Origin of the sequence: Herbiconiux sp. (assembly GCF_023264895.1) — a bacterium.
Lineage (GTDB): Bacteria > Actinomycetota > Actinomycetes > Actinomycetales > Microbacteriaceae > Herbiconiux.
Genome location: NZ_JAHFUY010000041.1, coordinates 1 through 22,155 on the forward strand (window position 1 = coordinate 1; position 22,155 = coordinate 22,155).

The 22,155-nt window shown below is 70.1% G+C and carries 22 protein-coding genes and 2 tRNA genes; 5 read left to right on the forward strand and 19 right to left on the reverse strand.

The features are described from left to right. The 8 genes from Q0D57_RS09205 to topA form a co-directional block, all read right to left on the reverse strand. Window positions 1–290, reverse strand: a 290-nt coding sequence (locus Q0D57_RS09205) for a hypothetical protein (RefSeq protein WP_291041892.1), incomplete at its 3' end; no start/stop codon positions are given. A gap of 103 nt (window positions 291–393) precedes the next feature. Beyond that, window positions 394–1,377 (reverse strand): Gfo/Idh/MocA family oxidoreductase, encoded by a 984-nt coding sequence (locus Q0D57_RS09210; RefSeq protein WP_291041895.1) that lies wholly within the window; start codon window positions 1,375–1,377, stop codon window positions 394–396. Then, window positions 1,377–1,452, reverse strand: a tRNA-Thr gene (locus Q0D57_RS09215). The genes Q0D57_RS09210 and Q0D57_RS09215 overlap by 1 nt, the downstream gene beginning before the upstream one ends. 69 nt (window positions 1,453–1,521) lie before the next feature. After that, a complete protein-coding gene (locus Q0D57_RS09220) occupies window positions 1,522–2,271 on the reverse strand; it encodes a TetR family transcriptional regulator (RefSeq protein ID WP_291041898.1) in 750 nt (249 codons plus the stop codon). Beyond that, entirely contained in the window at window positions 2,259–3,848 is a 1,590-nt protein-coding gene (locus tag Q0D57_RS09225; RefSeq protein ID WP_291041900.1) for an alpha/beta hydrolase, read from the reverse strand. Before Q0D57_RS09225 ends, Q0D57_RS09220 begins: the two co-directional genes overlap by 13 nt. A 114-nt stretch (window positions 3,849–3,962) precedes the next feature. Then, on the reverse strand, window positions 3,963–5,213 hold the full coding sequence (locus Q0D57_RS09230) for a DNA polymerase III subunit delta' (RefSeq protein ID WP_291041902.1): 1,251 nt from the start codon (window positions 5,211–5,213) through the stop codon (window positions 3,963–3,965). Window positions 5,214–5,452: 239 nt separating this feature from the next. After that, window positions 5,453–6,073: a dTMP kinase gene (tmk, locus tag Q0D57_RS09235; protein ID WP_291041904.1), complete on the reverse strand. Its 621-nt coding sequence runs from the start codon at window positions 6,071–6,073 to the stop codon at window positions 5,453–5,455. Next, window positions 6,070–9,018 carry a type I DNA topoisomerase gene (gene topA, locus Q0D57_RS09240; RefSeq protein ID WP_291041907.1) on the reverse strand — a complete coding sequence of 983 codons (2,949 nt, stop codon included), beginning with the start codon at window positions 9,016–9,018 and terminating at the stop codon, window positions 6,070–6,072. Before topA ends, tmk begins: the two co-directional genes overlap by 4 nt. A 171-nt stretch (window positions 9,019–9,189) precedes the next feature. Here topA and Q0D57_RS09245 point away from each other — a divergent pair, with 171 nt between their 5' ends. Next, a complete protein-coding gene (locus Q0D57_RS09245; RefSeq protein ID WP_291041910.1) occupies window positions 9,190–9,423 on the forward strand; it encodes a hypothetical protein in 234 nt (77 codons plus the stop codon). 33 nt (window positions 9,424–9,456) lie between these two features. Here Q0D57_RS09245 and Q0D57_RS09250 read toward each other — a convergent pair whose 3' ends face one another. The 5 genes from Q0D57_RS09250 to Q0D57_RS09270 form a co-directional block, all read right to left on the reverse strand. After that, the gene (locus tag Q0D57_RS09250) at window positions 9,457–9,810 is read right to left on the reverse strand and encodes an Rv3654c family TadE-like protein (protein ID WP_291041913.1); all 354 of its coding nucleotides are present in this window, start codon (window positions 9,808–9,810) and stop codon (window positions 9,457–9,459) included. Beyond that, window positions 9,807–10,184 (reverse strand): TadE family type IV pilus minor pilin, encoded by a 378-nt coding sequence (locus Q0D57_RS09255; RefSeq protein WP_291041938.1) that lies wholly within the window; start codon window positions 10,182–10,184, stop codon window positions 9,807–9,809. The genes Q0D57_RS09250 and Q0D57_RS09255 overlap by 4 nt, the downstream gene beginning before the upstream one ends. Before the next feature lie 3 nt (window positions 10,185–10,187). After that, the gene (locus Q0D57_RS09260; protein ID WP_291041941.1) at window positions 10,188–10,463 is read right to left on the reverse strand and encodes a DUF4244 domain-containing protein; all 276 of its coding nucleotides are present in this window, start codon (window positions 10,461–10,463) and stop codon (window positions 10,188–10,190) included. 85 nt (window positions 10,464–10,548) lie between these two features. Continuing rightward, complete coding sequence (locus Q0D57_RS09265) at window positions 10,549–11,553, reverse strand: type II secretion system F family protein (protein WP_291041953.1); 1,005 nt, start codon at window positions 11,551–11,553, stop codon at window positions 10,549–10,551. After that, window positions 11,550–12,542, reverse strand: coding sequence for a TadA family conjugal transfer-associated ATPase (locus Q0D57_RS09270; RefSeq protein ID WP_291041956.1), 993 nt, complete (start codon window positions 12,540–12,542; stop codon window positions 11,550–11,552). Before Q0D57_RS09270 ends, Q0D57_RS09265 begins: the two co-directional genes overlap by 4 nt. Window positions 12,543–12,959: 417 nt before the next feature. Between Q0D57_RS09270 and acs the strand changes: the two genes are divergently transcribed. Then, a complete protein-coding gene (gene acs, locus Q0D57_RS09275) occupies window positions 12,960–14,936 on the forward strand; it encodes an acetate--CoA ligase (RefSeq protein ID WP_291041959.1) in 1,977 nt (658 codons plus the stop codon). Window positions 14,937–15,038: 102 nt separating this feature from the next. On the opposite strand, the gene Q0D57_RS09280 is transcribed toward acs, so the two are convergent. Both Q0D57_RS09280 and Q0D57_RS09285 read right to left on the reverse strand, forming a co-directional pair. After that, window positions 15,039–15,509, reverse strand: coding sequence for a RidA family protein (locus Q0D57_RS09280; RefSeq protein ID WP_291041965.1), 471 nt, complete (start codon window positions 15,507–15,509; stop codon window positions 15,039–15,041). A 5-nt stretch (window positions 15,510–15,514) separates the two neighbouring features. Beyond that, entirely contained in the window at window positions 15,515–15,682 is a 168-nt protein-coding gene (locus tag Q0D57_RS09285) for a hypothetical protein (protein ID WP_291041967.1), read from the reverse strand. Window positions 15,683–15,836: 154 nt separating this feature from the next. Here Q0D57_RS09285 and Q0D57_RS09290 point away from each other — a divergent pair, with 154 nt between their 5' ends. The 3 genes from Q0D57_RS09290 (at window position 15,837) to Q0D57_RS09300 (ending at window position 19,368) form a co-directional block, all read left to right on the forward strand. Continuing rightward, window positions 15,837–18,287 (forward strand): transglycosylase domain-containing protein, encoded by a 2,451-nt coding sequence (locus Q0D57_RS09290; protein WP_291041970.1) that lies wholly within the window; start codon window positions 15,837–15,839, stop codon window positions 18,285–18,287. 2 nt (window positions 18,288–18,289) lie between these two features. After that, complete coding sequence (locus Q0D57_RS09295) at window positions 18,290–19,216, forward strand: metallophosphoesterase (protein WP_291041973.1); 927 nt, start codon at window positions 18,290–18,292, stop codon at window positions 19,214–19,216. A 78-nt stretch (window positions 19,217–19,294) separates the two neighbouring features. After that, window positions 19,295–19,368: transfer RNA gene (locus Q0D57_RS09300), tRNA-Pro, on the forward strand. A 72-nt stretch (window positions 19,369–19,440) separates the two neighbouring features. Here the strand turns inward: Q0D57_RS09300 and Q0D57_RS09305 are convergent. From Q0D57_RS09305 to Q0D57_RS09320, 4 genes are all read right to left on the reverse strand, one after another. Next, on the reverse strand, window positions 19,441–19,776 hold the full coding sequence (locus Q0D57_RS09305) for a hypothetical protein (RefSeq protein WP_291041976.1): 336 nt from the start codon (window positions 19,774–19,776) through the stop codon (window positions 19,441–19,443). A 66-nt stretch (window positions 19,777–19,842) separates the two neighbouring features. After that, the gene (locus Q0D57_RS09310) at window positions 19,843–20,136 is read right to left on the reverse strand and encodes a hypothetical protein (RefSeq protein WP_291041983.1); all 294 of its coding nucleotides are present in this window, start codon (window positions 20,134–20,136) and stop codon (window positions 19,843–19,845) included. A 27-nt stretch (window positions 20,137–20,163) separates the two neighbouring features. Then, complete coding sequence (locus Q0D57_RS09315; protein WP_291041991.1) at window positions 20,164–20,775, reverse strand: thymidine kinase; 612 nt, start codon at window positions 20,773–20,775, stop codon at window positions 20,164–20,166. Between the two features lie 281 nt (window positions 20,776–21,056). Continuing rightward, the gene (locus Q0D57_RS09320) at window positions 21,057–22,124 is read right to left on the reverse strand and encodes an Rv2578c family radical SAM protein (protein WP_291042098.1); all 1,068 of its coding nucleotides are present in this window, start codon (window positions 22,122–22,124) and stop codon (window positions 21,057–21,059) included. Window positions 22,125–22,155 lie beyond the last annotated feature (31 nt).

A 22,155-nucleotide genomic window follows, 5' to 3' on the forward strand; every position in this document is an offset into this window, starting at 1 on the left:
GACGCGCTCGAGGTGGGGGCACTCGCGGCGGGGACGCCGACGGCGGACGCACTCGCGGCGGGGGCACTCGCGGCGGTGGCGCCGACGGTCGAGGCGACGTCGGCGGCTGCAGCCGCGGGCTGGCCGGCAGCTGCAGCATCTGCGGCGGCCGGGCGGATGATCGCCGTGGGCGCGGTGTCGGCGGTCGCCCACTCGGGCTGGCCCGCATCCGCGCTCTGGTTCGCCTCGGTACCGCGTGCTTCCGCTTCACGGAGCTCACGTCGTGTGCGAGGGGTCTCGTCGTCCGACATCGAAGCCATGGTACGCGACGCCGCTCGACACGCCGCGCCGCGGCCGGCGATGCGACGCTGATGGACACGGCTGAGGGGATGCTCTCGCGAGCCCCCTCGGGCGCTACTCGCCCGGGTAGCGGAGGCCGATCCGGGAGCGGATCTCGTCGAGCGTGCGCATGATCGCGAGCGTCTCGGCGTGCGGGAGCACGGGGCTCTCGCGCTCGCCGGCCCGGATCATCCGCTCGAGCTCGAAGGCCTCGTAGCGCATGCCCTGCTCACCGCTCTCGGGCGCGAACCTCTCGAGCACGCGGCCGTCGGGGTCGATCACGCGGAAGGTCGTGGGGGCGTACCAGGTGCGGTCGATCTCGATCCGGGCGAGGGTGCCCACGATCGCCGCCCGCACGGGCCCCGCGGTGTCGAGCGCGCTGTGCGAGACCGACTGGCGGCCGCCCTCGTGCTCGAGGATGATCGCGGTCTGGCGGTCGACCCCTGTGGCGGTCATGCTCGCGTGGGCCAGCAGACCGGTGGGGAGGCCGAGCAGGTCCACACCGAGCGACACCGGGTAGATGGCCAGGTCGAGCAGTGCTCCCCCGCCCAGCTCGGGCGACTGCAGGCGATGCGACGGGTCGGAGGGGAGCAGCTGCTGGTGGTCGGCGAGCACGGTGCGCACGTCGCCGAGGGTGCCCGCGGCGATGATCTCCCGGATGCGCACCATCTGAGGCAGGAACCGCGACCACATCGCCTCGAGCAGGGCGACGCCCGCCTCGTCGGCGGCGATGAGCACGCGCTCGGCCTCGGCGGCGTTCAGCGTGAACGGCTTCTCGACGAGCACATGCTTGCCGTGCGAGATGGCGAGCAGCGCGTTCTCGGCGTGGAAGGGATGCGGAGTCGCGACGTAGATCACGTCGACCTCAGGATCGGCCACGAGCGCCTCGTAGCTCGCGTGTGCACGGGCGATGCCGAAGCGGCCGGCGAACTCCTCGGCGCTGGCCGCGCGGCGGGATCCGACCGCCGACACCGTGAGGCCCGCGGCCTGGATGTCGGTCACGAACGTGGCGGCGATGCCGCCGGTGCCGAGGATCCCCCAGCGGATTGGTTCAGTCATGGGGCCGCCTCCGGGAATCGAACCCGGGACCTATTCATTACGAGTGAATCGCTCTGCCGACTGAGCTAAGGCGGCCTGGCCGTTCGCTTCGCGAGCGGCACAGCAACAAAGCATAGCCGATCCGGAGAGCACCGGCGCACACCCTCAGCCGCGAGAGGCTGCGCCCGCCACCTCGTGCAGTCGCGCGTGCGAGCGCAGCAGCAGCTCCCGCAGCGACGCCGACTCCGGATGCTCGAGCCACGAGGTCCAGGCCGCGCGCGCGACGGTCAGCACCAGCAGGCTGATCAGGCGCGCCCGCTCGGCGATCTCGGGGTCGACCGGGGCGTTCGGGTCGCCCGCTGGGACTCCGGCACCGGCGGATCCGGTGCTCACGTCTCCGGTGAGGCCCGATCCGGTGCCGCCCGATCCGGTGCCGCCCGCCGCCAGGCGTTTCGCGACCGAGGCGCTGACGGCGGCCTCGAACTCCCGCACCCTGTGCATCTTGAGCGCCACGATCTGCGGGTACTCGGCCACGAGTCGGCGCCGCAGCTGGTGCAGCTCCGGATCGACGGCGCCGTCGGCTTCGGCGTCGGCCTGCTCGGCCATGATCTCGATGAGGTCGCCGAGCGGATCGCCGTCCGGCCCGAGAGCCTCGAACCGGCGCGCGGTCTCCTCGTCGAAGGTCATCGGGAGGTCGCCCGCGAGCGAATCCTCCTTCGTGGGGAAGTAGTTGAAGAACGTGCGCGGCGAGACTCCGGCGTCGCGGCTGATGTCGTCGATCGTGACCTGGTCGAGGCCGTGCTCCGCCGTGAGTCGCAGCACCGACAGCTGGATGCTGCGGCGCGTGGCCCGGCGCTTGCGCTCGCGCAGGCCCGGCTCCTGGATGCTCATCGTGCTGCCGCTCAGCTCGTGCACTGGGGATCCGCCGAGGGCACCGTGCCCTCGAGGAAGTAGGCGTCCACGGTGTCCGACACACAGCTCGAGGAGTTGTAGGCGGTGTGCCCCTCGCCCTTGAACGTCACGAGCTGGCCGTTCTCGAGCTGGCCGGCCAGCGCCTCGGCCCACTTGTAGGGGGTGGCGGGATCGCCGGTCGTGCCCACCACGAGGATCGGGGCGGAGCCCGCCGCCGTGACCGTGTCGGGCACGCGCGTGGAGGGGAAGGGCCACTGTGCGCAGGCGATGTCGCCGTAGGTCCAGTACGGGCCGACCGTGGGAGAGGCCGCGATCAGCCGCTCGTTCTGCTCGGCGATGACGGCCGGATCGGAGGTGGCCGGGTAGTCGGAGCACGAGATGGCGTTGAACGACTCGATCAGGTTGTCGGCGTAGGTGCCGTCTTCGTTGCGGCTGTTGTAGGCATCCGCCAGCTGCAGCGCGAAGTCGGCCTGGCCCTGGTCGACGGCGAGGAACATGGTGTCGAGGTAGCCCCAGTTCGCCTCGTTGTAGAGCGGGTAGAAGATGGCGGTGAGCAGGCTCGACGAGCCGAGCTCGCGGCCGTCGCTGCCCTTGAGAGGGCTCTGGTCGACCTCGGCCAGGAGATCCTGGATCTTCTCGAGCGCCTGCTCGGTGGTGCCGTCGAACCAGCACGCGGAGCCGCTCGTGCACGCGTCGAGGTAGCTCGTGAGGGCGCGCTCGAAGCCCTCCGCCTGCGAGATGGTGATATCGAAGCCGCTCGAGGCCGGGTCTTCGGCGCCGTCGAGCACCATGCGGCCGACCTTCTCGGGGAACTCCTCCGCGTACTCGGCCCCGAGCAGGGTGCCGTAGGAGTAGCCGAGGTAGTTCAGGGCCGGGTCGCCCACGAGGGCGCGCAGCATGTCGAGGTCGCGGATGGTGCTCTCGGTGCCGATGAACTCGAGCAGGTCGCCCGTGTTCTGGGCGCACTTGTCGGCGAAGCCCTTCGCGGTGGCGGTGTAGGCAGCGATCCACTCCTCCGAGCCGCGCTCCCCCGGCACGATGTCGTAGAGCCAGGCGTCCTTCTCCTCGTCGGTGAGGCACGTCACCGCATCCGAGTGACCGGTGCCGCGGGGGTCGTAGCCGATGAGGTCGTAGCGGGTCTGCAGGCTGGGGTGGGCTGCGTAGTCGGCGGACTGCTCCACGAAGTCGTAGGCCGAACCGCCCGGGCCGCCCGGGTTCACGAAGAGGGAGCCGAGGCGATCGCCGCCGGAGGCCGCCTTCTTGATGAGCGCGAGGTCGACCGTGCGGCCGTCCTGCGGGTTGGCCCAGTCGAGCGGGGCGACCGCGGTGGTGCACTGGAAGGGACCGCCGCACGACTTCCAGGAGAGGGTCTGGGTGTAGAACGGCTCGAGCTCGGGGGCGACGTCTTCGTCGAGGGGAGCGGTCGTGGTCGGGGCCGCCGGCGTGACCGCCGACTGCGGCGGGGAGTAGCTGCCCGTGAACCAGGTGACGCAGCCCGTGAGCAGCAGAGCGGAGGCCGCCACGACGGCGAGCGCGCCGGCGAGGCGTCGCGCGCGGCGGGGGGTGCGGTTCGAGGTCACGGAGGGCCTTTCGTGGGTCGTGCGGTGCCGGTGGAGCTGTGTGCGGGTGGAGCGGGTGGGGGTGCGGGTGCGGGTGGAGCGGGTGCGGGCCGAGCCGCTGCGGGTGGAGTGGCGCTAGCCGGTGCGGTGGGCGTGGCGGGACGACTCGGCCAGCGTGACGAGCATCGCCTCGAGCGAGAGCGCCGGAGCCACGTTCGCCGCAATCCTCCGCCGGGCCGCCGCGATCGCGTCCATCGCCGCGAGGGTCGATGACGAATCGTTACCGGCGGCCGCCTCGAGGACGCGGGGGCGGATGGCCTCGTTCACGAGCTCGAGGTCGACGACCGGCGCGCCTGCACCGGCCTGCGCGGCATCGGCCCCGCCGTCGCTCACGGCGCCGAGCTGAACGAGCAGGATGTCGCGGAAGAGCGACAGCAGGTCGGTGAGGATGCGGTCGAGGCCGTCGCGGAGGCTCCGGGTGGCGCGACGCTTCTGGTCGTCTTCGAGAGCCTTGATCTGGCCGCGGAGGGCCTGCGGCACCGCCTGCCCGGGCTCGACGCCGAGCGAGCGGAGCGCGGCGGCGCGCTCCTCGGCGTCGCGCTCCTCAGTGATGGCCTGGGCGTCGGCCCCCGCGATCTCGAGCAGCCGGGCGGCTCCGCGCACGGCGTCGCCCACGCTCCGCACGTCGAGCGCGAGATCGAGGGTCTCGGCCCGTCGGGCTCTGGCCTCGTCGTTGGTGGCGAGGCGGTGGGCCATGCCGATGTGGCTCTGCGACTCACGCGCGGCGCGCTCGGCGAGCTGGGGCTCGACGCCATCGCGCTTCACGAGCAGGGCTGCGACGTCCTCCGTGCTCGGCACGCGGAGACGCACGGACCGGACGCGCGAGCGGATGGTGGGCAGCAGATCAGCCTCGCTGGGGGCGCACAGGATCCAGACCGTGCGCTCGGGCGGCTCCTCGAGGGCCTTCAGCAGCACGTTCGACGTGCGCTCCTGCATGCGGTCGGCGTCTTCGATGACCACCACGCGGTAGCGCGCGACCGACGGCGAGAACTGCGAGGCCGACACGAGCCGGCGCACCTCCTCGATGGAGATGATGACGCGCTCGGTGGCGAGCACGGCCAGGTCGGGGTGGGACCTGGCCGCGACCTGACGGCAGTCGGAGCACACGCCGCAGCCGCCGTTCCGGCAGAGCAGAGCGGATGCGAAGGCGTACGCGAGGTTGGAACGGCCGGACCCCGGAGGGCCGGTGACGAGCCACGAGTGCGTCATGGAGTCGGGGGTGTCGTGCACGACTCCCCCGCCAGTGGTGCGCGTGGAGCTCTCGGCGGCCGCGCGGAAGACCTCGATGGCGGCCGCCTGGCCGGTGAGGTCATCCCATACGCTCATGCCCCCAATCTATCGGCAGCCCCTGACAGTCCGGTCCGGCCCCCTCCGCCCCGGAACTCCGGTGCCGGGGAACTCCGGTGCCGGGACACGCGCGACCCCGAGACCGGGCGCGACTTGACAGAAAGTGCGCCTAAGACCGCCGACTTGACACAAGATGTGCCAAGTCGGCGCTCTTACGCACAACTACTGTCAAGTCGCGGCGCGCCCCGGTCCCCGGCGGCGCTCCGGCGAGGGGCGGCTCAGGCGAGGAGGGGGGCGACGCGGGCGCGGATGCGGGCGGCGAGCTCCTCGGGGGGCAGCGCGGCGTCGAGCACGAGGAAGCGCTCGGGCTCGTCGGCGGCGAGGCCGAGGAACGCGGAGCGCACCCGGGCGTGGAACTCGCTCTTCTCGGCCTCGAGCCGATCGAACCGCTTGTTGGCGCCGTCGAGTCGGGCGCGGGCCGCGGTCTCGTCGAGATCGAGGAGGATCGTGAGGTCGGGGAGCAGCCCCTCGGCGGCCCACAGGCTGAGCGAGCGGATCTCCGCCGCGTCGAGCACGCGGCCGGCACCCTGGTAGGCGACGGACGAGTCGAGGTAGCGATCCTGCACCACGACCTCGCCGCGCTCGAGGGCCGGGCGCACCTTCGTGGCGATGTGGTGCGCACGGTCCGCCGCGTAGAGCAGCGCCTCGGCGCGCGGGGCGATGTGGCCGCGACTGTGCAGCACGATCTCGCGCACCTCGGTGCCGAAGTCCGTGCCCCCGGGCTCGCGAGTGCGCACGACGGTCTGCCCCGCCTCGACGAGCCAGGACTCGAGCAGACCCGCCTGCGTGCTCTTGCCGGAGCCGTCACCACCCTCGAGCGTGATGAAGACCCCGCTCACGACTTCGGCGCCGCCTTGCGAGCGGGCGCCTTGGCCGCGGCCGTCTTGGTCACCGTCGCCTTGGCGGCCGTCGACTTCGCTGCCGTCGTCTTTGCGGCCGTCGTCTTGGCGGCAGTCGACTTGGCCGCAGTCGTCTTCGCGGCCGTCGACTTCGCTGCGGGCTTCCGCGCCGCGGGCTTCTTGGCCGCAGCCTTCGCCTTCGGCGTGGCCGGGCCCTTCGCCCGCTTGTCGGCGAGCAGCTGCACGGCCCGCTCGAAGTCGACCTCCTCGACGGTCTCGCCGCGCGGGATCGTGGCGTTCGTGACCCCATCGGTCACGTACGGTCCGAACCGGCCGTCCTTGACCTTGATCGGCTTGCCGCTCTCGGGATCGGCGTCGAACTCCTTGAGAGCCGACGAGGCCCGGCGCGCACCGTACTTCGGCTGCGCGAACAGCTCGAGTGCTCCGGGGAGGTCGATCTCGAAGATCAGGTCCTCGCTCGTGAGCGAACGGGTGTCGGCGCCCTTCTTGAGGTACGGGCCGAACTTGCCGCCCTGGGCGGTGATGGGCTCGCCCGACTCCGGGTCCTCCCCCACCACGCGAGGCAGGTTGAGCAGTCGCAGGGCGGTGTCGAGGTCGATGGTCGCAAGATCCATCGACTTGAACAGCGATGCCGTGCGCGGCTTGACCGCGGCGGCAGCCTTCTTCGCAGCGGGCTTCTTGGCCGGAGCCTTCTTCGCACCCGCCTCGGCGGTCGACCCGGCCGACGAAGCCGCAGCCGTGCCGGCCGCATCCGCTGCTGCCGGAGCCTCGGGCACGACGGGCTCGAGCTCGGTGACGTAGGGGCCGAACCGGCCGTCCTTCGCCACGATCTCCTTGCCGTTCTCGGGGTTGACGCCGATCACGCGATCGGTCACCACGGGGGCGTCGATGAGCTCGCGCGCCTTCTCGGGCGTGAGCTCGTCGGGAGCGAGGTCCTGAGGCAGGTTCACCCGTCGAGGGGTCGCCTCGAGGTCGCCGGAGGGGTCGACCACTTCGAGGTAGGGGCCGTACTTGCCGATCCGGAGGGTGATGTCGTCGGCGATCGCGACCGAGTTGACGGCGCGCGCGTCGATCTCGCCCATGTTGTCGATGACGTTGCGGAGGCCGGGGTGGCCCTCGCTGCCGAAGTAGAAGCCGTTGAGCCAGTCGACGCGGTCCTCTTCGCCGTCGGCGATCTTGTCGAGGTCGGCCTCGAGGGTGGCCGTGAAGTCGTAGTCGACCAGCTCGGTGAAGAAGTCCTCGAGCAGTCGCACGACCGAGAACGCGGTCCAGCTGGGCACGAGTGCCTGGCCCCGCGGGGTGACGTAGCCGCGGTCGATGATGGTCGAGATGATCGACGCATACGTGGAGGGCCGGCCGATGCCGAGCTCGTCGAGCGCCTTCACGAGGCTCGCCTCGGTGTAGCGCGGCGGTGGCGTGGTGTCGTGGCCCGCCGCCTCGATGGCCGTGGCGGCGAGCGCCTGCCCCTCCTTGAGCGGGGGGAGCTTCGCCTCGGTGGGCTCGGCGGCGGCGTTGCGCTCCTCGTCGCGCCCCTCCTCGTAGGCGTGGAGGAAGCCGCGGAACGTGATGACGGTTCCGGATGCCGAGAACTCGGCCGTGGTGGATCCGCCCAGCTCCTCGACCGTGACGGGGCCGGCCGTGATGGCGACGGAAGCCGTGGAGCCCTTCGCGTCAGCCATCTGCGAGGCGACGGTGCGCTTCCAGATGAGGTCGTAGAGCTTGAAGTCGTTGCCGCGGAGGGCCGACGACACCTCCGACGGGGTCTTGAACACCTCGCCGGCGGGACGGATGGCCTCGTGGGCCTCCTGGGCGTTCTTGCCCTTGCCGCTGTAGAGGCGCGGCTTGTCGGGCAGGGTGTCGGCACCGTAGAGCTTGGCGGCCTGGTTGCGCGCTGCGGTGATCGCCTGCTGCGACAGCGAAGGCGAGTCGGTGCGCATGTAGGTGATGTAGCCGTTCTCGTAGAGCGACTGCGCCACACTCATCGTCTGGCGGGCCGAGAAGCGGAGCTTGCGGGCCGCCTCCTGCTGCAGCGTGGAGGTGGTGAACGGTGCCGCCGGACGACGCGTGTACGGCTTCGACTCGACACTCGAGACGGTGATGGGCACCCCGTCGGCCTCGAGGGCCGTGCGGAGCGCGGTGGCCGCGGTCTCGCCGAGAGCGATCGCCTTGCCCTTGAGCTTGCCCTGCTCGTCGTAGTCGCGGCCGCTGGCGACGCGCTCACCGTTCAGGCGCACGAGACGTGCGGAGAAGGCGTCCTTCTCCGGAGCGGTCGCGGCGGTGTCGGCCGGGGCGAGCGTGGCCGAGAGGTCCCAGTAGTTGGCGCTCGTGAAGGCGAGGCGCTCGCGCTCGCGGTCGACGACGAGGCGCGTGGCAGCGCTCTGCACGCGGCCGGCGGAGAGACCGGGGCCGACCTTGCGCCAGAGCACGGGGCTGACCTCGTAGCCGTAGAGACGGTCGAGGATGCGGCGGGTCTCCTGGGCGTCGACGAGGGCGTCGTCGATCTGCCGGGTGTTGTCGCGTGCCGCCTCGATGGCCTCGCGGGTGATCTCGTGGAAGACCATGCGCTTGACCGGCACCTTGGGCTTCAGCACCTGGAGCAGGTGCCACGCGATGGCCTCGCCCTCGCGGTCTTCATCAGTGGCGAGGTAGAGCTCGTCGGCCGAGGCCAGCGCCTTCTTCAGATCGGCGACGGTCTTCTTCTTCGCGTCGGAGACGACGTAGTACGGCTCGAAGCGGTTCTCGACGTCGACGGAGAACTTGCCGAGCGAGCCCTTCTTGAGTTCGGCGGGCAGGTTCTTGGGCTCCACCAGGTCGCGGATGTGGCCGACAGAAGCCATCACGTCGAAGCCTTCGCCGAGGTACTGGGCGATCGACTTCACCTTCGTCGGCGACTCGACGATGACGAGCTTTCTCGGGCTGGCCAACTTCACTCCTTATATAGGGGGAACTACCTGTTCCGTCAGGCACACCATACACATACGTTCCAGGGTGGAGCCTAATTCCCGCCTCGGCGACCCATTGCGGTCTCGGGCGTCGGGTGGACAATGGTGGTGACCATCACCGGTTCACATCTCAATGAAGAGGAGCTGATCCCTATGGCAGCTGTCACCCATGGTTCGTACACCGCGAAGTTCACCGACGGCCCCCTCGAGGGCAAGACCATCCGCACGGATTTCACGGAGGCGGGTGAGCCCCAGGCGCGGCTCTCCATCCCGGCGTCGTCGAACGCCAAGCACTACCTCTACCGGCGCTCGACGGGCCTGGAGTTCGGAGACTCGGATCAGCCCAGCGCGGTCGACTACCGCTACGTGCAGTCGATCGTCGACTGACAGGGCCTTCTCGGTCTGGTCCGGCCGGCAGGATCACCGAACCGGCGGACCGGCTCGAGCGACTGCCCCCACGGGGATGCCCAGGATCGTGGTCGTGACGGCGACGTCGGCGACGCCCTGATCCGAGACGGTGCACGAGACCATCTCGACTCCGAGCCGGTGCACGATCGCGACGGCCTGATCGCAGGCCACGCCCGGGACCCTCCCGGACGCGGTGTCCGCGGCGGCGAGGGCACTCGCATCCGCAGCCCCGCGCAGGGTCTCGACCTCGGCGAGCGCCGCCCCGAGCGGCACGACCGCGCAGAGCACGGCCGCCACGAACACGACCGCGGCTGCGCCCGCGATGCTCCCGCTCCCGTCGTCGTCCTCGATCCAGCACGTTCTCACTCCGTTCGCCCGGCGGGCGGAAGGCCGCCTTGATCGTCGAGGGCGCACCCGGTTGCGGTGAGCTCGAGGGTGAACGTCGAGGCGACGCCACCGGCGGGAACGGCGGATGCGGTGACGCACACGAGCACCCCGTCCCGCTGGACCGACATCCGGGCGCCTCCCTGAGCGGCCTGCACCCGCGCTGCCGCACTCCCGGCACTGTCGCCCCGCCCGATCATCCGGGCGGCATCCGCGGCCGCGTCGGCCAGCTGCACCTGGACGACGCCGCACTGGGCGGCCGACACCCCCAGTGCGATGATCAACGCCAGCGCCGGCAGGATCATCGCGAACTCGGCCGACACCGAGCCCCTCTCGTCGGTGATTGCCGGATGCACGGCTCACGCTGCCGTGAGGGCACGGCTGATGAGCTCGGTGAGCATGGAACGCACCTCGCCGCTCTTCAGGATCACGGCGAGGAGCCCGCCGAGGCCCACCGCCGCGAGCACCACCATGGCGTACTCCGCTGTGGCGGCTCCCGCGTCGTCGCGGAGGGCGGCGACGAACCGGAGACCGCGCGATCGCCCCCGGTCAGCGGGGTGGAGCCGCGCCTCTCGGCGCCGTGGCTGGTTCAGGGGCGAGAGGGCCGGGGTGTTCATGTCGCTTCGGGTGTTCATCGGGTTTCCTTTCCTGGAGGGTCGTGGAAGATCGTGGACGGTCGTGTTCGGATCAGCTCGGCGGGTCAGCTCGGCGGGTCACGCGTCAGCTCGGCGGGACGGCGAGGACCCCGAGAAGGACAGGGGCGACCGCCAGCAGGATGAAGGCGGGGAGGATGCACAGGCCGAGCGGCAGCATCAACCAGACCCCGAGTGCGGCAGCCCGTTGCTGGGCGGCGCCGACGGCGTCACGACGGATGCGTGTTGCCTCACTGCGCAGCAGCAGAGCGGGCGGCGCACCGGAGCGGGTCGCGAGGAGCAGGACCGCCGTGACCGCCCGCTCGGCGGGGTCACTCCGACCGCTCGGCTGATGCCGCGGCTGCGTGGGCCCGTACCGGCCGAGGGCGTCTCCGACGAGGGATCGAGCCGCGGGCAGTGAGCCGCCGCCGCCGACCGCTACGGCCACGAGCTCCAGCGCGAGGCCCGGTGTGGGGTCGATCCGGCGCGCACGGCGGAGCAGCTGCGCGCTCCACCACCGTCCCGCACCGGAGAGCAGGAGGCCGATGAGGAGGCAGGTCAGCCCGGCAGGAGTGCCGAGCAGGGTTCCGAGCGAGTCGAGGCCGATCAGGCTTCCTCCGAGGACGGCGACCAGCGGCAGGACCATGACAAGCCGGGCCGTGGCCGCCGGACCGGCGAGGGCGGCGGCGATGTCGCGCTCGACGCCTCCGAGCTGGCGCAGGGATTCGGCGATATCGGCGAGGCAGAGTCGCATGGGCGCACCGGACTCGGCGGCGACGAACCACGCCGCTGCCACGGCCCGCCACGCATCGACGGCACTCGCGGATCGGAGGCCGAGCCGGACGCGCCCCGACGCCGTCCGCGTCGGAGACGGGCGCGGCAGAGCCTGGAGGATGGCATCCGCCACGGCGACTCCACGGCAGGCCTCGTCGGCGACCTCGGAGATGAACTCGTCGTCGGCCACCTCGGCGAGATGACCCCACGCCTGCACGGGCGCCACCCCGGCGCTGACGAGCACCCCCAGCCGCTCCACCACGGTGGCGACCTGCTCGCCCACGGGTGTCCTGCCGTGACCGACCGGCGCCGGCTTCATGCCTCGGCCTTCCCGGGTGGCCCCGCGAGCTCGTGCACGACGAGCCGATCGCGCGAGTCGAGGGCGAGCGTTCCGTAGCCCTCCACCACGCGGACGGCCGCCGAGGTGCGCCGCAGATGGCAGATGAGCCCGATGGCGCTGACCGCCTGCCTGGCCACCGCCACCGCGTCGAGGCCGGCGAGCGCGCCGAGCGCCTCGAGCCGCGCGGGCACGTCGGCGAGGGCGTTGGCGTGGAGGGTGCCTGCGCCGCCGTCGTGTCCGGTGTTGAGCGCCGCCAGGAGCTCCCGGATCTCAGCCCCCCGGCACTCCCCCACGACCAACCGGTCCGGCCGCATGCGGAGCGCCTGGCGCACGAGCTCGGCGGCCGCGACACCACCGGCCCCCTCGAGGTTAGGTTGCCGTGACTCGAGAGTGACCACGTGCGGATGGGAGATGCGCAGCTCGGCGACGTCTTCGATGACGACGATGCGCTCCCGTGGGTCTGCGGCGGCGAGGACGGCCGCCAGCAGCGTCGTCTTGCCGCTGCCCCCGGCGCCGGTGACGAGCAGGTTGGTGCGTGCCCGCACGGCGCCCTCGAGCACCGATCGCTGCTCGGTGCCGCGTGCGCCGGCGCCGAAGAGTCCCGCGCGATCGAGCTCGTCGAGGGTGGGCCGCACAGACCTCGCCACCCTGACCGAGATGCAGGTGCCACCCACCGCCACCGGCGGCAGGACCACGTGCACCCTGGTGCCTTCGAGCTCGACGTCGACGCAGGGTGCCGCCTCGTCGATGTGCCGGCCCCCGCGGGCGACCAGCCGGACGGCGAAGTCGCGGAGGTGCTGCTCGCTCGGGCAGCTCCAGTCGTCGGCCGGTTCGAGCCCACCCCCGTGATCGAGCCACAGCTCGGAGTGGCCGTTGACGAAGAGGTCGGTGACACGGGGGTCGTCGAGATAGCGGGCGAGAGGACCGAAGGCCTCGGCGCGGCGCGCGATGTCGGGGAGGGAGAGCATGCGGGCACGCTATTCCGGAGCGGCTTCCGAGCACGTGCCTCAAGCTCGATCTGTGAAGACGACGGGAGGGAAGGCGCCCTGTGCAGGACACGACCACATCGTCGATCCCTGCCGAGCCACCGCTTAAAAGAGAAGGGGCGGCACCCAATGGGGGGAAGGGTGCCGCCGCAGCAACGCTGGATTGGGGGGAATCACTGTTGCGCTGCATCCGGACACGAGGTCCGGTAGCCACGAGTTTACCCGCTCGAAACATCCGGTCAAACCAGCCCAGCGAATTCTCAGCCCCCGGATGGGGGTCGCCGCGGTCCGCGTGAGATCCGCGCAACGGGATGCAACGGGACCGGCGTGGGGGCGGATGATCGGTGCGGTATCGTCGAGGAATTCCGAGGATGTGTCTCGCAAGGGAGCGATAGCAACATGACGGCTGACAATATCGACAACCTGCTGCACGAGTCGCGGCGGTTCCCGCCGAGCGACGCGTTCGCCGCGCAGGCCGTGGCGACCCGCGACCTCTACACGCAGGCCGGCACGACGCCCGCGGAACGGCAGGAGTTCTGGGGTGTCCAGGCGAAGGAGCTGCTGCACTGGCACAAGCCCTTCACCCGCACCCTGGACTGGTCGAACCCTCCGTTCGCGACCTGGTTCGACGACGGCGAGCTGAACGTCGCCTACAACTGCCTCGACCGGCACGTGATCGCCGGCCACGGGGATCGTGTCGCGTTGAACTGGGAAGGCGAGCCCGGCAACAGCCGCACCTTCACCTACGCCCAGCTCACCGCGGAGGTGAAGAAGGCCGCGAACCTCCTCACCGTGTTGGGCATCCGACAGGGCGACCGCGTCGCGATCTACCTCCCGCTCGTTCCCGAGGCGGTCATCGCGATGCTCGCGGTCGCGCGCATCGGGGCCGTGCACACGGTGATCTTCGGTGGTTTCAGCGCCGAGAGCATCCGGGACCGGGTCAACGACGCGAGCGCGAAGCTCGTGATCACCGCCGACGGCGGCTACCGCAAGGGCCGGGTGTTCCCCCTCAAGCCGGCCGTCGATGCCGCCCTCGCACCCGACGCGGACGGCAACAGCACCACCGTGCAGAACGTGCTCGTCGTCAAGCGCGGCGGCAACGACGTCGACTGGGTCGAGGGCCGTGACCTGTGGTGGGACGACGAGATCGCGCAGGTCGACGCGGAGCACGTCGCTAAGGGGTTCCCGGCGGAGAATCCGCTGTTCATCCTCTACACCTCCGGCACAACCGGCAAGCCCAAGGGGATTCTCCACACATCCGGCGGCTACCTCACCCAGGTCGCGTTCACTCACAAGAATGTGTTCGACCTGAAGCCCGAGGAGGACGTGTATTGGTCGACTGCAGATGTGGGGTGGATCACGGGGCACTCGTACGTGGTCTACGGCCCCCTCGCCAACGGCGCCACCCAGGTCATCTACGAGGGCACCCCCGACACCCCACACCCCGGCCGGTGGTGGGAGATCGTGCAGAAGCACAAGGTCTCCATCCTCTACGCCGCCCCCACCGCGATCCGCACCTTCATGAAACTCGGCCGCCAGATCCCCGCGGAGTTCGACCTGTCGAGCCTGCGACTGCTCGGCAGCGTGGGCGAACCCATCAACCCCGAGGCGTGGGTCTGGTACCGCGACGTCATCGGCGGCGGCACCACCCCCGTCGTCGACACCTGGTGGCAGACCGAGACCGGCGCCATCATGCTCTCCGCCCTGCCTGGTGTCACCACCCTGAAGCCCGGCAGCGCGCAGGTGCCTGTCCCGGGACTCGCGATCGATGTCGTCGACGAGGGCTTCCACTCCACCGGCGCCGACCAGGGGGGGCTCCTCGTGGTGACCGAACCGTGGCCGAGCATGCTCCGCGGCATCTGGGGAGACCCCGACCGGTTCGTCGAGACCTACTGGTCGAAGTTCGGCCCGAGCACCTACTTCGCCGGCGACGGCGCCCGCCGCGACAAAGACGGAGACATCTGGCTCCTGGGCCGCGTCGACGACGTCATGAACGTCTCCGGCCACCGCCTCAGCACCGCCGAGATCGAATCGGCCCTCGTCTCCCACCCCATGGTCGCCGAAGCCGCCGTCGTGGGCGCACGCGACGAGACCACCGGGCAAGCCGTGGTCGCGTTCGTCATCACCAGAGCCAGCCAAGCGGATGCCGCGGCGGCCGACGACGCCGGCGCGATCCTGCGGGCCCACGTCGCCGCCCAGATCGGCGCGATCGCACGACCCCGCGAGGTCTTCATCGTCACCGAGCTCCCCAAGACACGCTCAGGCAAGATCATGCGGCGACTCCTCCGCGACGTCGCCGAAGGCCGCGAAGTCGGCGACACCACCACACTCGCCGACACCCACGTCATGAGCGTGATCTCCAAGACCATGCGCTGACCGGCCGGCGGGCGGCGGGCCTCACCGGCTCCGCCCGCCACCGGCCGGATGCAGGCCGCAGCCCGCAGCCCGCAGCCCGCAACCCGCGGCCCGGAGCAGCGCCTAGTCGAACTCGACGATCAGCTCCACCTCGACGGGCGAGTCGAGCGGCAGCACCGCCACGCCCACGGCCGAGCGCGCGTGGATCCCCCGGTCGCCGAACACGTCGCCGAGAAACTCCGAGGCGCCGTTGATGACGCCGGGCTGGCCGGTGAACGACGGATCCGAGGCCACGAACCCCACGACCTTCACGATCCGGGTGACACGGTCGAGCGAACCCAGCACGCTCTCCACCGCGGCGAGCGCATTGATGGCCGAGAGCCGCGCGTAGCCCTTCGCGTCGGCGGGCGAGACCAGGCCGGCGCCTTCGCCGACCTTGCCCGTGGCCGGCAGGGCGGCGTCGACGAACGGCAGCTGGCCGGCCGTGAACACGAGCCGGCCGGAGATGACGGCCGGGATGTAGGCACCGGCAGGAGCCGAGACAGCGGGGATGGTGACGCCGAGCTCGGAGAGCCGGTCGGCGATCTGCGACACGGGGCTCACACTCCCGAAGCAGGAGCGGAAGCAGAGGCGGAAGCCGAAGCGGCGGGCGCCACCGGCCGCTTCAGATACGCCACCAGGCCGCCCTCAGGCCCCGTCACGATCTGCACGAGTTCCCACCCGTCCGACCCCCAGGAGTTCAGGATGCCCGTGGTGTTGTGGATCATCAGCGGCGTCGTCACGTATTCCCAGGCAGGCGCAGAATTCGGCACAGACATCCCTTCTCAGCAATTCATAGCTTTGTCACTTACCCTTGATCCTATGTCTGCCCCGAAAGCCTCAGCTAGCGGTGTGGTCGGAGCCATTCTGGGGATCGTGGGTATGAGCGCAATCGCGGGCATCCTCGTCACAGCCATGGTCACGCCCGCACTCGCCGTGACCGGCATTGCCGCGAACAACTCGATCGGCATGTTCGAGAACCTCCCGAGCTACATCAAGCCGGACGCCCTCGCCGAGAAGACCAACATCTACGCCACGAACAGCGACGGCAGCCCCCGCCTTCTCGCCTCGGTGTTCGAGCAGGACCGCGAAGAGGTCGGGTGGGACCAGATCTCCCCCTTCGTCAAAGACGCGGTGATCGCCACCGAAGACCCCCGCTTCTACACGCACGGTGGTGTCGACATCGCCTCGACCCTGCGTGCGGCCGCCGGCAACGCTCTCGAGACCTCGGGCAGTGGTGCGTCGACGATCTCGATGCAGTACGTGCGCAACATCCAGGTGCAGAAGGCCGAGTCCATCCAGGACGAGGCGGAGCGCGACGCCGCCTACGAAGAGGCGACGAAGACCACGATCGACCGCAAGCTCAAGGAGATCAAGCTCGCGATCGGCCTCGAGAAGGAGTTCTCGAAGGACGACATCCTCCTCGGCTACCTCAACATCGCACCGTTCGGCGGCCGGGTCTACGGCATCCAGTCGGCCGCGAAGTACTACTTCGGCGTGAACGCCACCGACCTGACCGTGGCCCAGGCCGCGAGCCTCATCGCCATCGTCAACGCACCGAACGACCTGCGGATCGACTGGCCCGAGAACATCCCGGACAACCAGGCCCGACGCGACCTCGACGTGCTGCCCGCGATGCTCAAGGAGCACAAGATCAGCCAGGCGCAGTACGACGAGGCCATCGCCACCCCGGTGACCCCGAACATCGTGCCGCCCTCCACGGGCTGCCAGACGGCCAACGACATCGCCGCCGGCTTCTTCTGCGACTACGTGACCGCGATCGTGAAGAACGACCCCGCCTTCGGCGAGGACGAGAACACGCGCTGGACCAACTTCAAGACCGGCGGTTACCAGATCTACACGACGCTCGACGTCGACCTGCAGATCGCGGCGATGGACGCGATGAACGCCAACGTGCCGAAGTCCTACGACTTCGACATCGGCTCATCGCTCGTGACGGTGCGTCCGGGCACCGGCGAGGTGCTCGCGATGGTGCAGAACAAGGACTACTCGGCCGACCCCGAGGTGACGGCCACCAACCCGGGTGCCAGCGCCGTGAACTACAGCACCGACTTCCTCTACGGCGGATCGACAGGCTTCCAGGTGGGATCGACCTACAAGATCTTCACCCTCGCCGACTGGCTGAAGACGGGCCGCTCGCTCGGCGACATCATCAACGGCAATGCGGGAACACTCAACCTCGCGCAGTTCCGCAACAGCTGCACCGGCGGCAACGGCGGCTCCTACGCGGTGAAGAACGACGGCGGGTCGAACCCCGGCAACGTCACGGTGCGCCAGGCGACCGCCGCGTCGGTCAACCTCGCCTACCTGCGCATGGCCCAGAAGCTCGACCAGTGCGAGATCAAGCAGACCGCCGAGGCCTTCGGCGTGCACCGCGCCGACGGCAACCCGCTGGGCGACAACCCGGCCGACGTGCTCGGCACCAACGAGATCGCCCCGCTCACCATGGCCGGCGCGTTCGCCGCGGTCGCCAACGAGGGCGTGTACTGCTCGCCCATCGCCATCAAGCGGATCCTGGACAGCCAGGGCAACGAGCTCCCGGTGCCCCCCTCGACCTGCACTCCCGCGGTCGAGCCCAACGTGGCCGCAGCCATGGTCGACGCGCTCAAGGGCGTCGTCACCGGTGGCGGCACCGGTGGCGCCTCGAACCCGGGTGACGGCATCCCGCTCTTCGGCAAGACGGGCACCACCGACTCGGAGAAGGACACCTGGTTCGTCGGCTCGACGACCGAGCTCGCCACCGCGGTCTGGGTCGGCAACGTCGTGGGCACCGTCTCGCTCCGCAACACCTCGGTCAACGGCCAGAACGGCGGCTCGCTCCGGCACGAGATCTGGAGCACCTACATGGGCAACGCCAACACGAAGTACGGCGGCAACCAGTTCCCGAGCGCCACGAGCGACCTCATCAACGGCGTGCAGGTGAACATCCCGAACCTCGCCGGCATGTCGATCGACGCCGCCCGTGGTGCCCTGACGGCCGCCGGCTTCGACTTCCAGGACGGCGGAGTGATCGACTCCACCCAGCCCGCCGGCCTCGTCGACGGCAGCTCCCCCGCCGGTTCGGCCACGAAGGGGTCGACGGTCACCGTCTACACCTCCAACGGCCAGCTGCGCACAGTGCCGAACGTGGCGGGCATGTCGCCGAGCCAGGCCGTCGCGGCCATCACCGCGGCCGGCATCCAGCAGAACCAGATCGTGTTCGACGGCCCGTCCGGCGGCAACGGCGTCAAGGTCACGGCCACGTCGCCCGGTGCCGGCGAGCCGATCCGAGCCGGGAGCGACAAGCTCAGGGTCACCACGAAGGCAGGCTGAGCGTGAGTGCTCGTGCCGCCGCGACAGCCCTCGGGCTCGTCGCGGCGGCCGGTGCCGGCGCGGTCGCCTACGGCACCTTCGTCGAGCGCAAGCAGTACACCCTGCGCACGGCCACCGTGCCGGTCCTGCCCCCTGGCTCCGCTCCGCTCCGGGTGCTGCACCTCAGCGACCTGCACATGGCGCCCTGGCAGACCGACAAGCAGCAGTGGGTGCGCGATCTCGCGCGCCTCGATCCGCAGCTCATCGTCGACACCGGGGACAACCTCGGCCACCGCGACGGACTCCGAGGGATCAAGGCGGCGTTCGACGTCTTCGCCGGCATCCCGGGGGTCTACGTGCACGGCTCCAACGACTACTTCGGCCCGTCGTTCAAGAACCCGCTGCGCTACTTCCTCGGCCCGTCGAAGCACGCCCACAAGGTCGAGCGGCTCGACACGGATGCGCTGACCTCCTACTTCGACTCCCTCGGCTGGAAGAACCTCAACAACGCAGCCGTCACCACCGAGGTGCAGGGCACCATCATCGACTTCTTCGGGGTGGACGACCCGCACCGGCACTTCGACCGGCTCGACCGCATCCCCGGCGCCCTCGACGCGCTCCTCGAAGACGACGACCGGGGCCCGCGGCTCCGGATCGGAGTGGCCCACGCGCCGTACCAGTACGTGCTCAACTCCTTCGTGACCCACGGCGCCGAGGTCGTGTTCGCCGGGCACACCCACGGCGGTCAGGTCTGCGTGCCCGGCTACGGTGCCCTCGTGACCAACTGCGACATCCCTCGCACGCAGGTCAAGGGCCTGAGCCTCTGGCGCCACGGATTCCACTCGGCCTATCTCAACGTCTCGGCGGGCCTCGGAACCTCGATCTACGCGCCGTTCCGGTTCGCCTGCCGGCCCGAGGTGACACTGCTCACCCTCACGGCCCGCCCCTGACCCGGCGGCGGTCGAAGGCTCCGGATTTATCGGCTATCCTTAACGAGGCCTTGGCCACGGAGACGTGGCGATCCACTTCGGGGTGTGGCGCAGCTTGGTAGCGCGCCTCGTTCGGGACGAGGAGGTCGTGGGTTCGAATCCCGCTACCCCGACAGAGAGAAGCCGGTCAGATCTGATCTGACCGGCTTCTCGCGTTAAACCTCACGGGCGTGCGGGATGCCCGCTCACGCCGGGTTGTCGATGTCGAACCGGTCGTACTCGCTCGGCGAGACCGCGGCGGCGCGTGGCAGCTCGAGGAGCCTCGTGCGCTGGTCGAGCCGCTCCACGACCCCGTCGCTCTCCGGATCGGCGTAGGGGGACTCCACGTGACGGGAGATGAACTGGCTGGCCGGCCCGATCACGAGCTGCACGACGTTCTGCACCCCGCCCTCCTCCACGATGGGGATCTCGACCGTCTCGGCCTTCTCCTTCACCCCCAGGGCTGTCGCGAGCCGCAGAAGGGCGTCGGCTACCTCATCGGCTGTCTCGAAGCTGAGACCGGCATAGGAGACACTCTTCATGCCTTCCACCCTGGTCCCGGCCACCGGGCTCGGCAACCCCGTTGCGCTCGCGTGCTCGTGGTGCCGCTACCTCGCCGGCGGCACGACGGAGAGGCTGAAGGCGAGCACATCGTCGGCGCCTCCACCCCGCAGCCTCACCTCGGTCACACCCACCGACAGCGGCTCGACGCCCGGGTTGAACGTCGCGCTGCCGTCGTCGCGACCGGGCACGAACGACGCCACGGCGGGGTCGGCGATCTCGGCCGACCAGCCGGTGACCGCCGCATCCCGCGCCGTTGCGAGCACGAGCATCGTGCCGAGGGGCACCTCGACCGTGGTGCCGTCGACCTGGGCGATGTCGACGATGATCGGAGGAAGCATGCGGGTGTCCTTTCGGTGGAGGATGCCTCAGTGGCGGCCGAGCACGCCGTGCGACTCCTCGAGGTAGCACGCGCCGCAGAGCGACTCGTAGGTCACGTCTTCTCCGTCGATGGCCACCTGGGCGCCGTCGAAGACGTAGCGGTCGCCGACCCGGCGCGCGTTGAAGATGGCTTTGCGGCCGCACCGGCAGATGGTCTTGAGCTCCTCGAGCGAGTGCGCCACCTCGAGCAGCCGGATGCTGCCCGGGAAGCCCGCCGTCTGGAAATCACTCCGGATGCCGTAGGCGAGCACCGGGACACCGTCGAGGATGGCGATCCGCAGCAGGTCGTCGACCTGCGAGGGGGTGAGGAACTGCGCCTCGTCGATCAGGAGGCAGCTCACCTCCGATCCGGTCTGCAGCACGACCTCGTCGCGTCGCGCCGCGAACTCCACCCGCACGTCGGTGTCGGGCGCGATGAGGAAGTCGGCATCCCGGGTGACCCCGAGTCGGGAGACGATCTGCAGGTCGCCCTTCGTGTCGATCGAGGGCTTCGCGATGAGCACCTGCTGCCCGCGCTCCTCGTAGTTGAACGCGGCCTGGAGCATCGCCGTGCTCTTGCCGCTGTTCATCGCCCCGAATCGGAAGTACAGTTTCGCCACCCGTCAACCCTAAGCCCGCCGTCGGTCACCGCCGGAGCAGACGGCTCGTCCGATTCAGCCCACCGATGCGGGGAATTGCCAGGTTGAATGCAGTCAATTCGGCAGTTCGCGGCGCACCATGTTCACATCGGTTCATTCGAACCCCTGATCGGTCGCTGATTCCCCATCCTCGATCGGTTGAGCGACCGGCCGCCTGGGCTCCCCATCCCCGCGGCCGGTCGCTCCCTTCTTCAGAACAGCACCGGCTTCAGAACAGCACCGTCTTCAGAACAGCACCGTCGTCAGAACAGCACAGGCTGCGTGTCTTCAGCTGGTCCGAACCCCACCTGTCCATGCTCCCGGTACTGCCGCGCCGCCGCCCGGAACGCCGGCCCGCCCGTGCCCACCGCAGGTCGCGACCGATCGAGCCCGTGCTTCTGCAGAAGCGGGCGCATCCGCTCCCCCAGCCACCGCCGATACTCCTCCGGCACATACGGGCCCTTGGCATAGATGCGGGCATACGGCGCCACCAGCTCCGGATGCTCCCGCGCCAGCCACGCGAGGAACCACTGCTTGACGCCGGGCTTCAGGTGCAGGGCGGAGTAGACGACGCTCGAGGCACCCGAGGCCGCCACCGCGGCGAGCGCGTGGTCGAGGTGCTCACGCGTATCCGTGAGCAGCGGCAGCACGGGCATGAGGAACACCTGGCACTCGAGGCCCTTCTCGCGGACCGCGCTCACCGTGGCCAGCCGCGCCTTCGTGCTCGGCGTGCCCGGCTCGATCGACTGCTGGAGCTCGTCGTCGTAGATCGCGATCGACATGGCGATCGACACCGGGACCGTCTCGGCGGCCGTGGCGATCAGGTCGAGGTCGCGCCGGAGCAGCGACCCCTTCGTGAGCACCGAGAACGGCGTGCCCGACCCGGCGAGCGCGCCCACGATGCCGGGCATGAGCGCGTAGCGCCCCTCGGCCCGTTGATAGGGATCGGTGTTGGTGCCGAGCGCCACCGCCGGTCGCTGCCAGCTCTTCTTCGCCACCTCGCGGGCCAGCACCTCGGCGACGTTGACCTTGACGATGATCTGCTGGTCGAAGTCTGCCCCCTCGTCGAGCTCGAGGTAGCGGTGGGTGGGCCGGGCGAAGCAGTAGACGCAGGCGTGCGAGCAGCCGCGGTAGGGATTGACGGTCCAGGCGAACGGCATGGCGGTGCTCGTGCCCGGTACGTGATTGAGGGCGCTCTTCGCGAGCACCTCGTGGAAGGTGATGCCGGCGAACTCCGGAGTCTGCACGCTCCGCACGAGGTTGCTCAGCCTCGCGAGGCCGGGCAGAGCCGCGGGTGAATCCTGGTCGAGGGTCTGCTGGTTCCAGCGCATACTCCATTCGAACATAGTTTCGAATGTCGCA

Bases quoted from the DNA above. Each gene is read 5' to 3' on its own strand.
- Q0D57_RS09210 (WP_291041895.1), bottom strand. From the start codon at position 1,377: ATGACTGAACCAATCCGCTGGGGGATCCTCGGCACCGGCGGCATCGCC.
- Q0D57_RS09230 (WP_291041902.1), bottom strand. From the start codon at position 5,213: ATGAGCGTATGGGATGACCTCACCGGCCAGGCGGCCGCCATCGAGGTC.
- Q0D57_RS09245 (WP_291041910.1), top strand. From the start codon at position 9,190: ATGGCAGCTGTCACCCATGGTTCGTACACCGCGAAGTTCACCGACGGC.
- Q0D57_RS09260 (WP_291041941.1), bottom strand. From the start codon at position 10,463: ATGAACACCCGAAGCGACATGAACACCCCGGCCCTCTCGCCCCTGAAC.
- Q0D57_RS09265 (WP_291041953.1), bottom strand. From the start codon at position 11,553: ATGAAGCCGGCGCCGGTCGGTCACGGCAGGACACCCGTGGGCGAGCAG.
- Q0D57_RS09270 (WP_291041956.1), bottom strand. From the start codon at position 12,542: ATGCTCTCCCTCCCCGACATCGCGCGCCGCGCCGAGGCCTTCGGTCCT.
- acs (WP_291041959.1), top strand. From the start codon at position 12,960: ATGACGGCTGACAATATCGACAACCTGCTGCACGAGTCGCGGCGGTTC.
- Q0D57_RS09285 (WP_291041967.1), bottom strand. From the start codon at position 15,682: ATGATCCACAACACCACGGGCATCCTGAACTCCTGGGGGTCGGACGGG.
- Q0D57_RS09290 (WP_291041970.1), top strand. From the start codon at position 15,837: ATGAGCGCAATCGCGGGCATCCTCGTCACAGCCATGGTCACGCCCGCA.
- Q0D57_RS09305 (WP_291041976.1), bottom strand. From the start codon at position 19,776: ATGAAGAGTGTCTCCTATGCCGGTCTCAGCTTCGAGACAGCCGATGAG.
- Q0D57_RS09310 (WP_291041983.1), bottom strand. From the start codon at position 20,136: ATGCTTCCTCCGATCATCGTCGACATCGCCCAGGTCGACGGCACCACG.
- Q0D57_RS09320 (WP_291042098.1), bottom strand. From the start codon at position 22,124: ATGCGCTGGAACCAGCAGACCCTCGACCAGGATTCACCCGCGGCTCTG.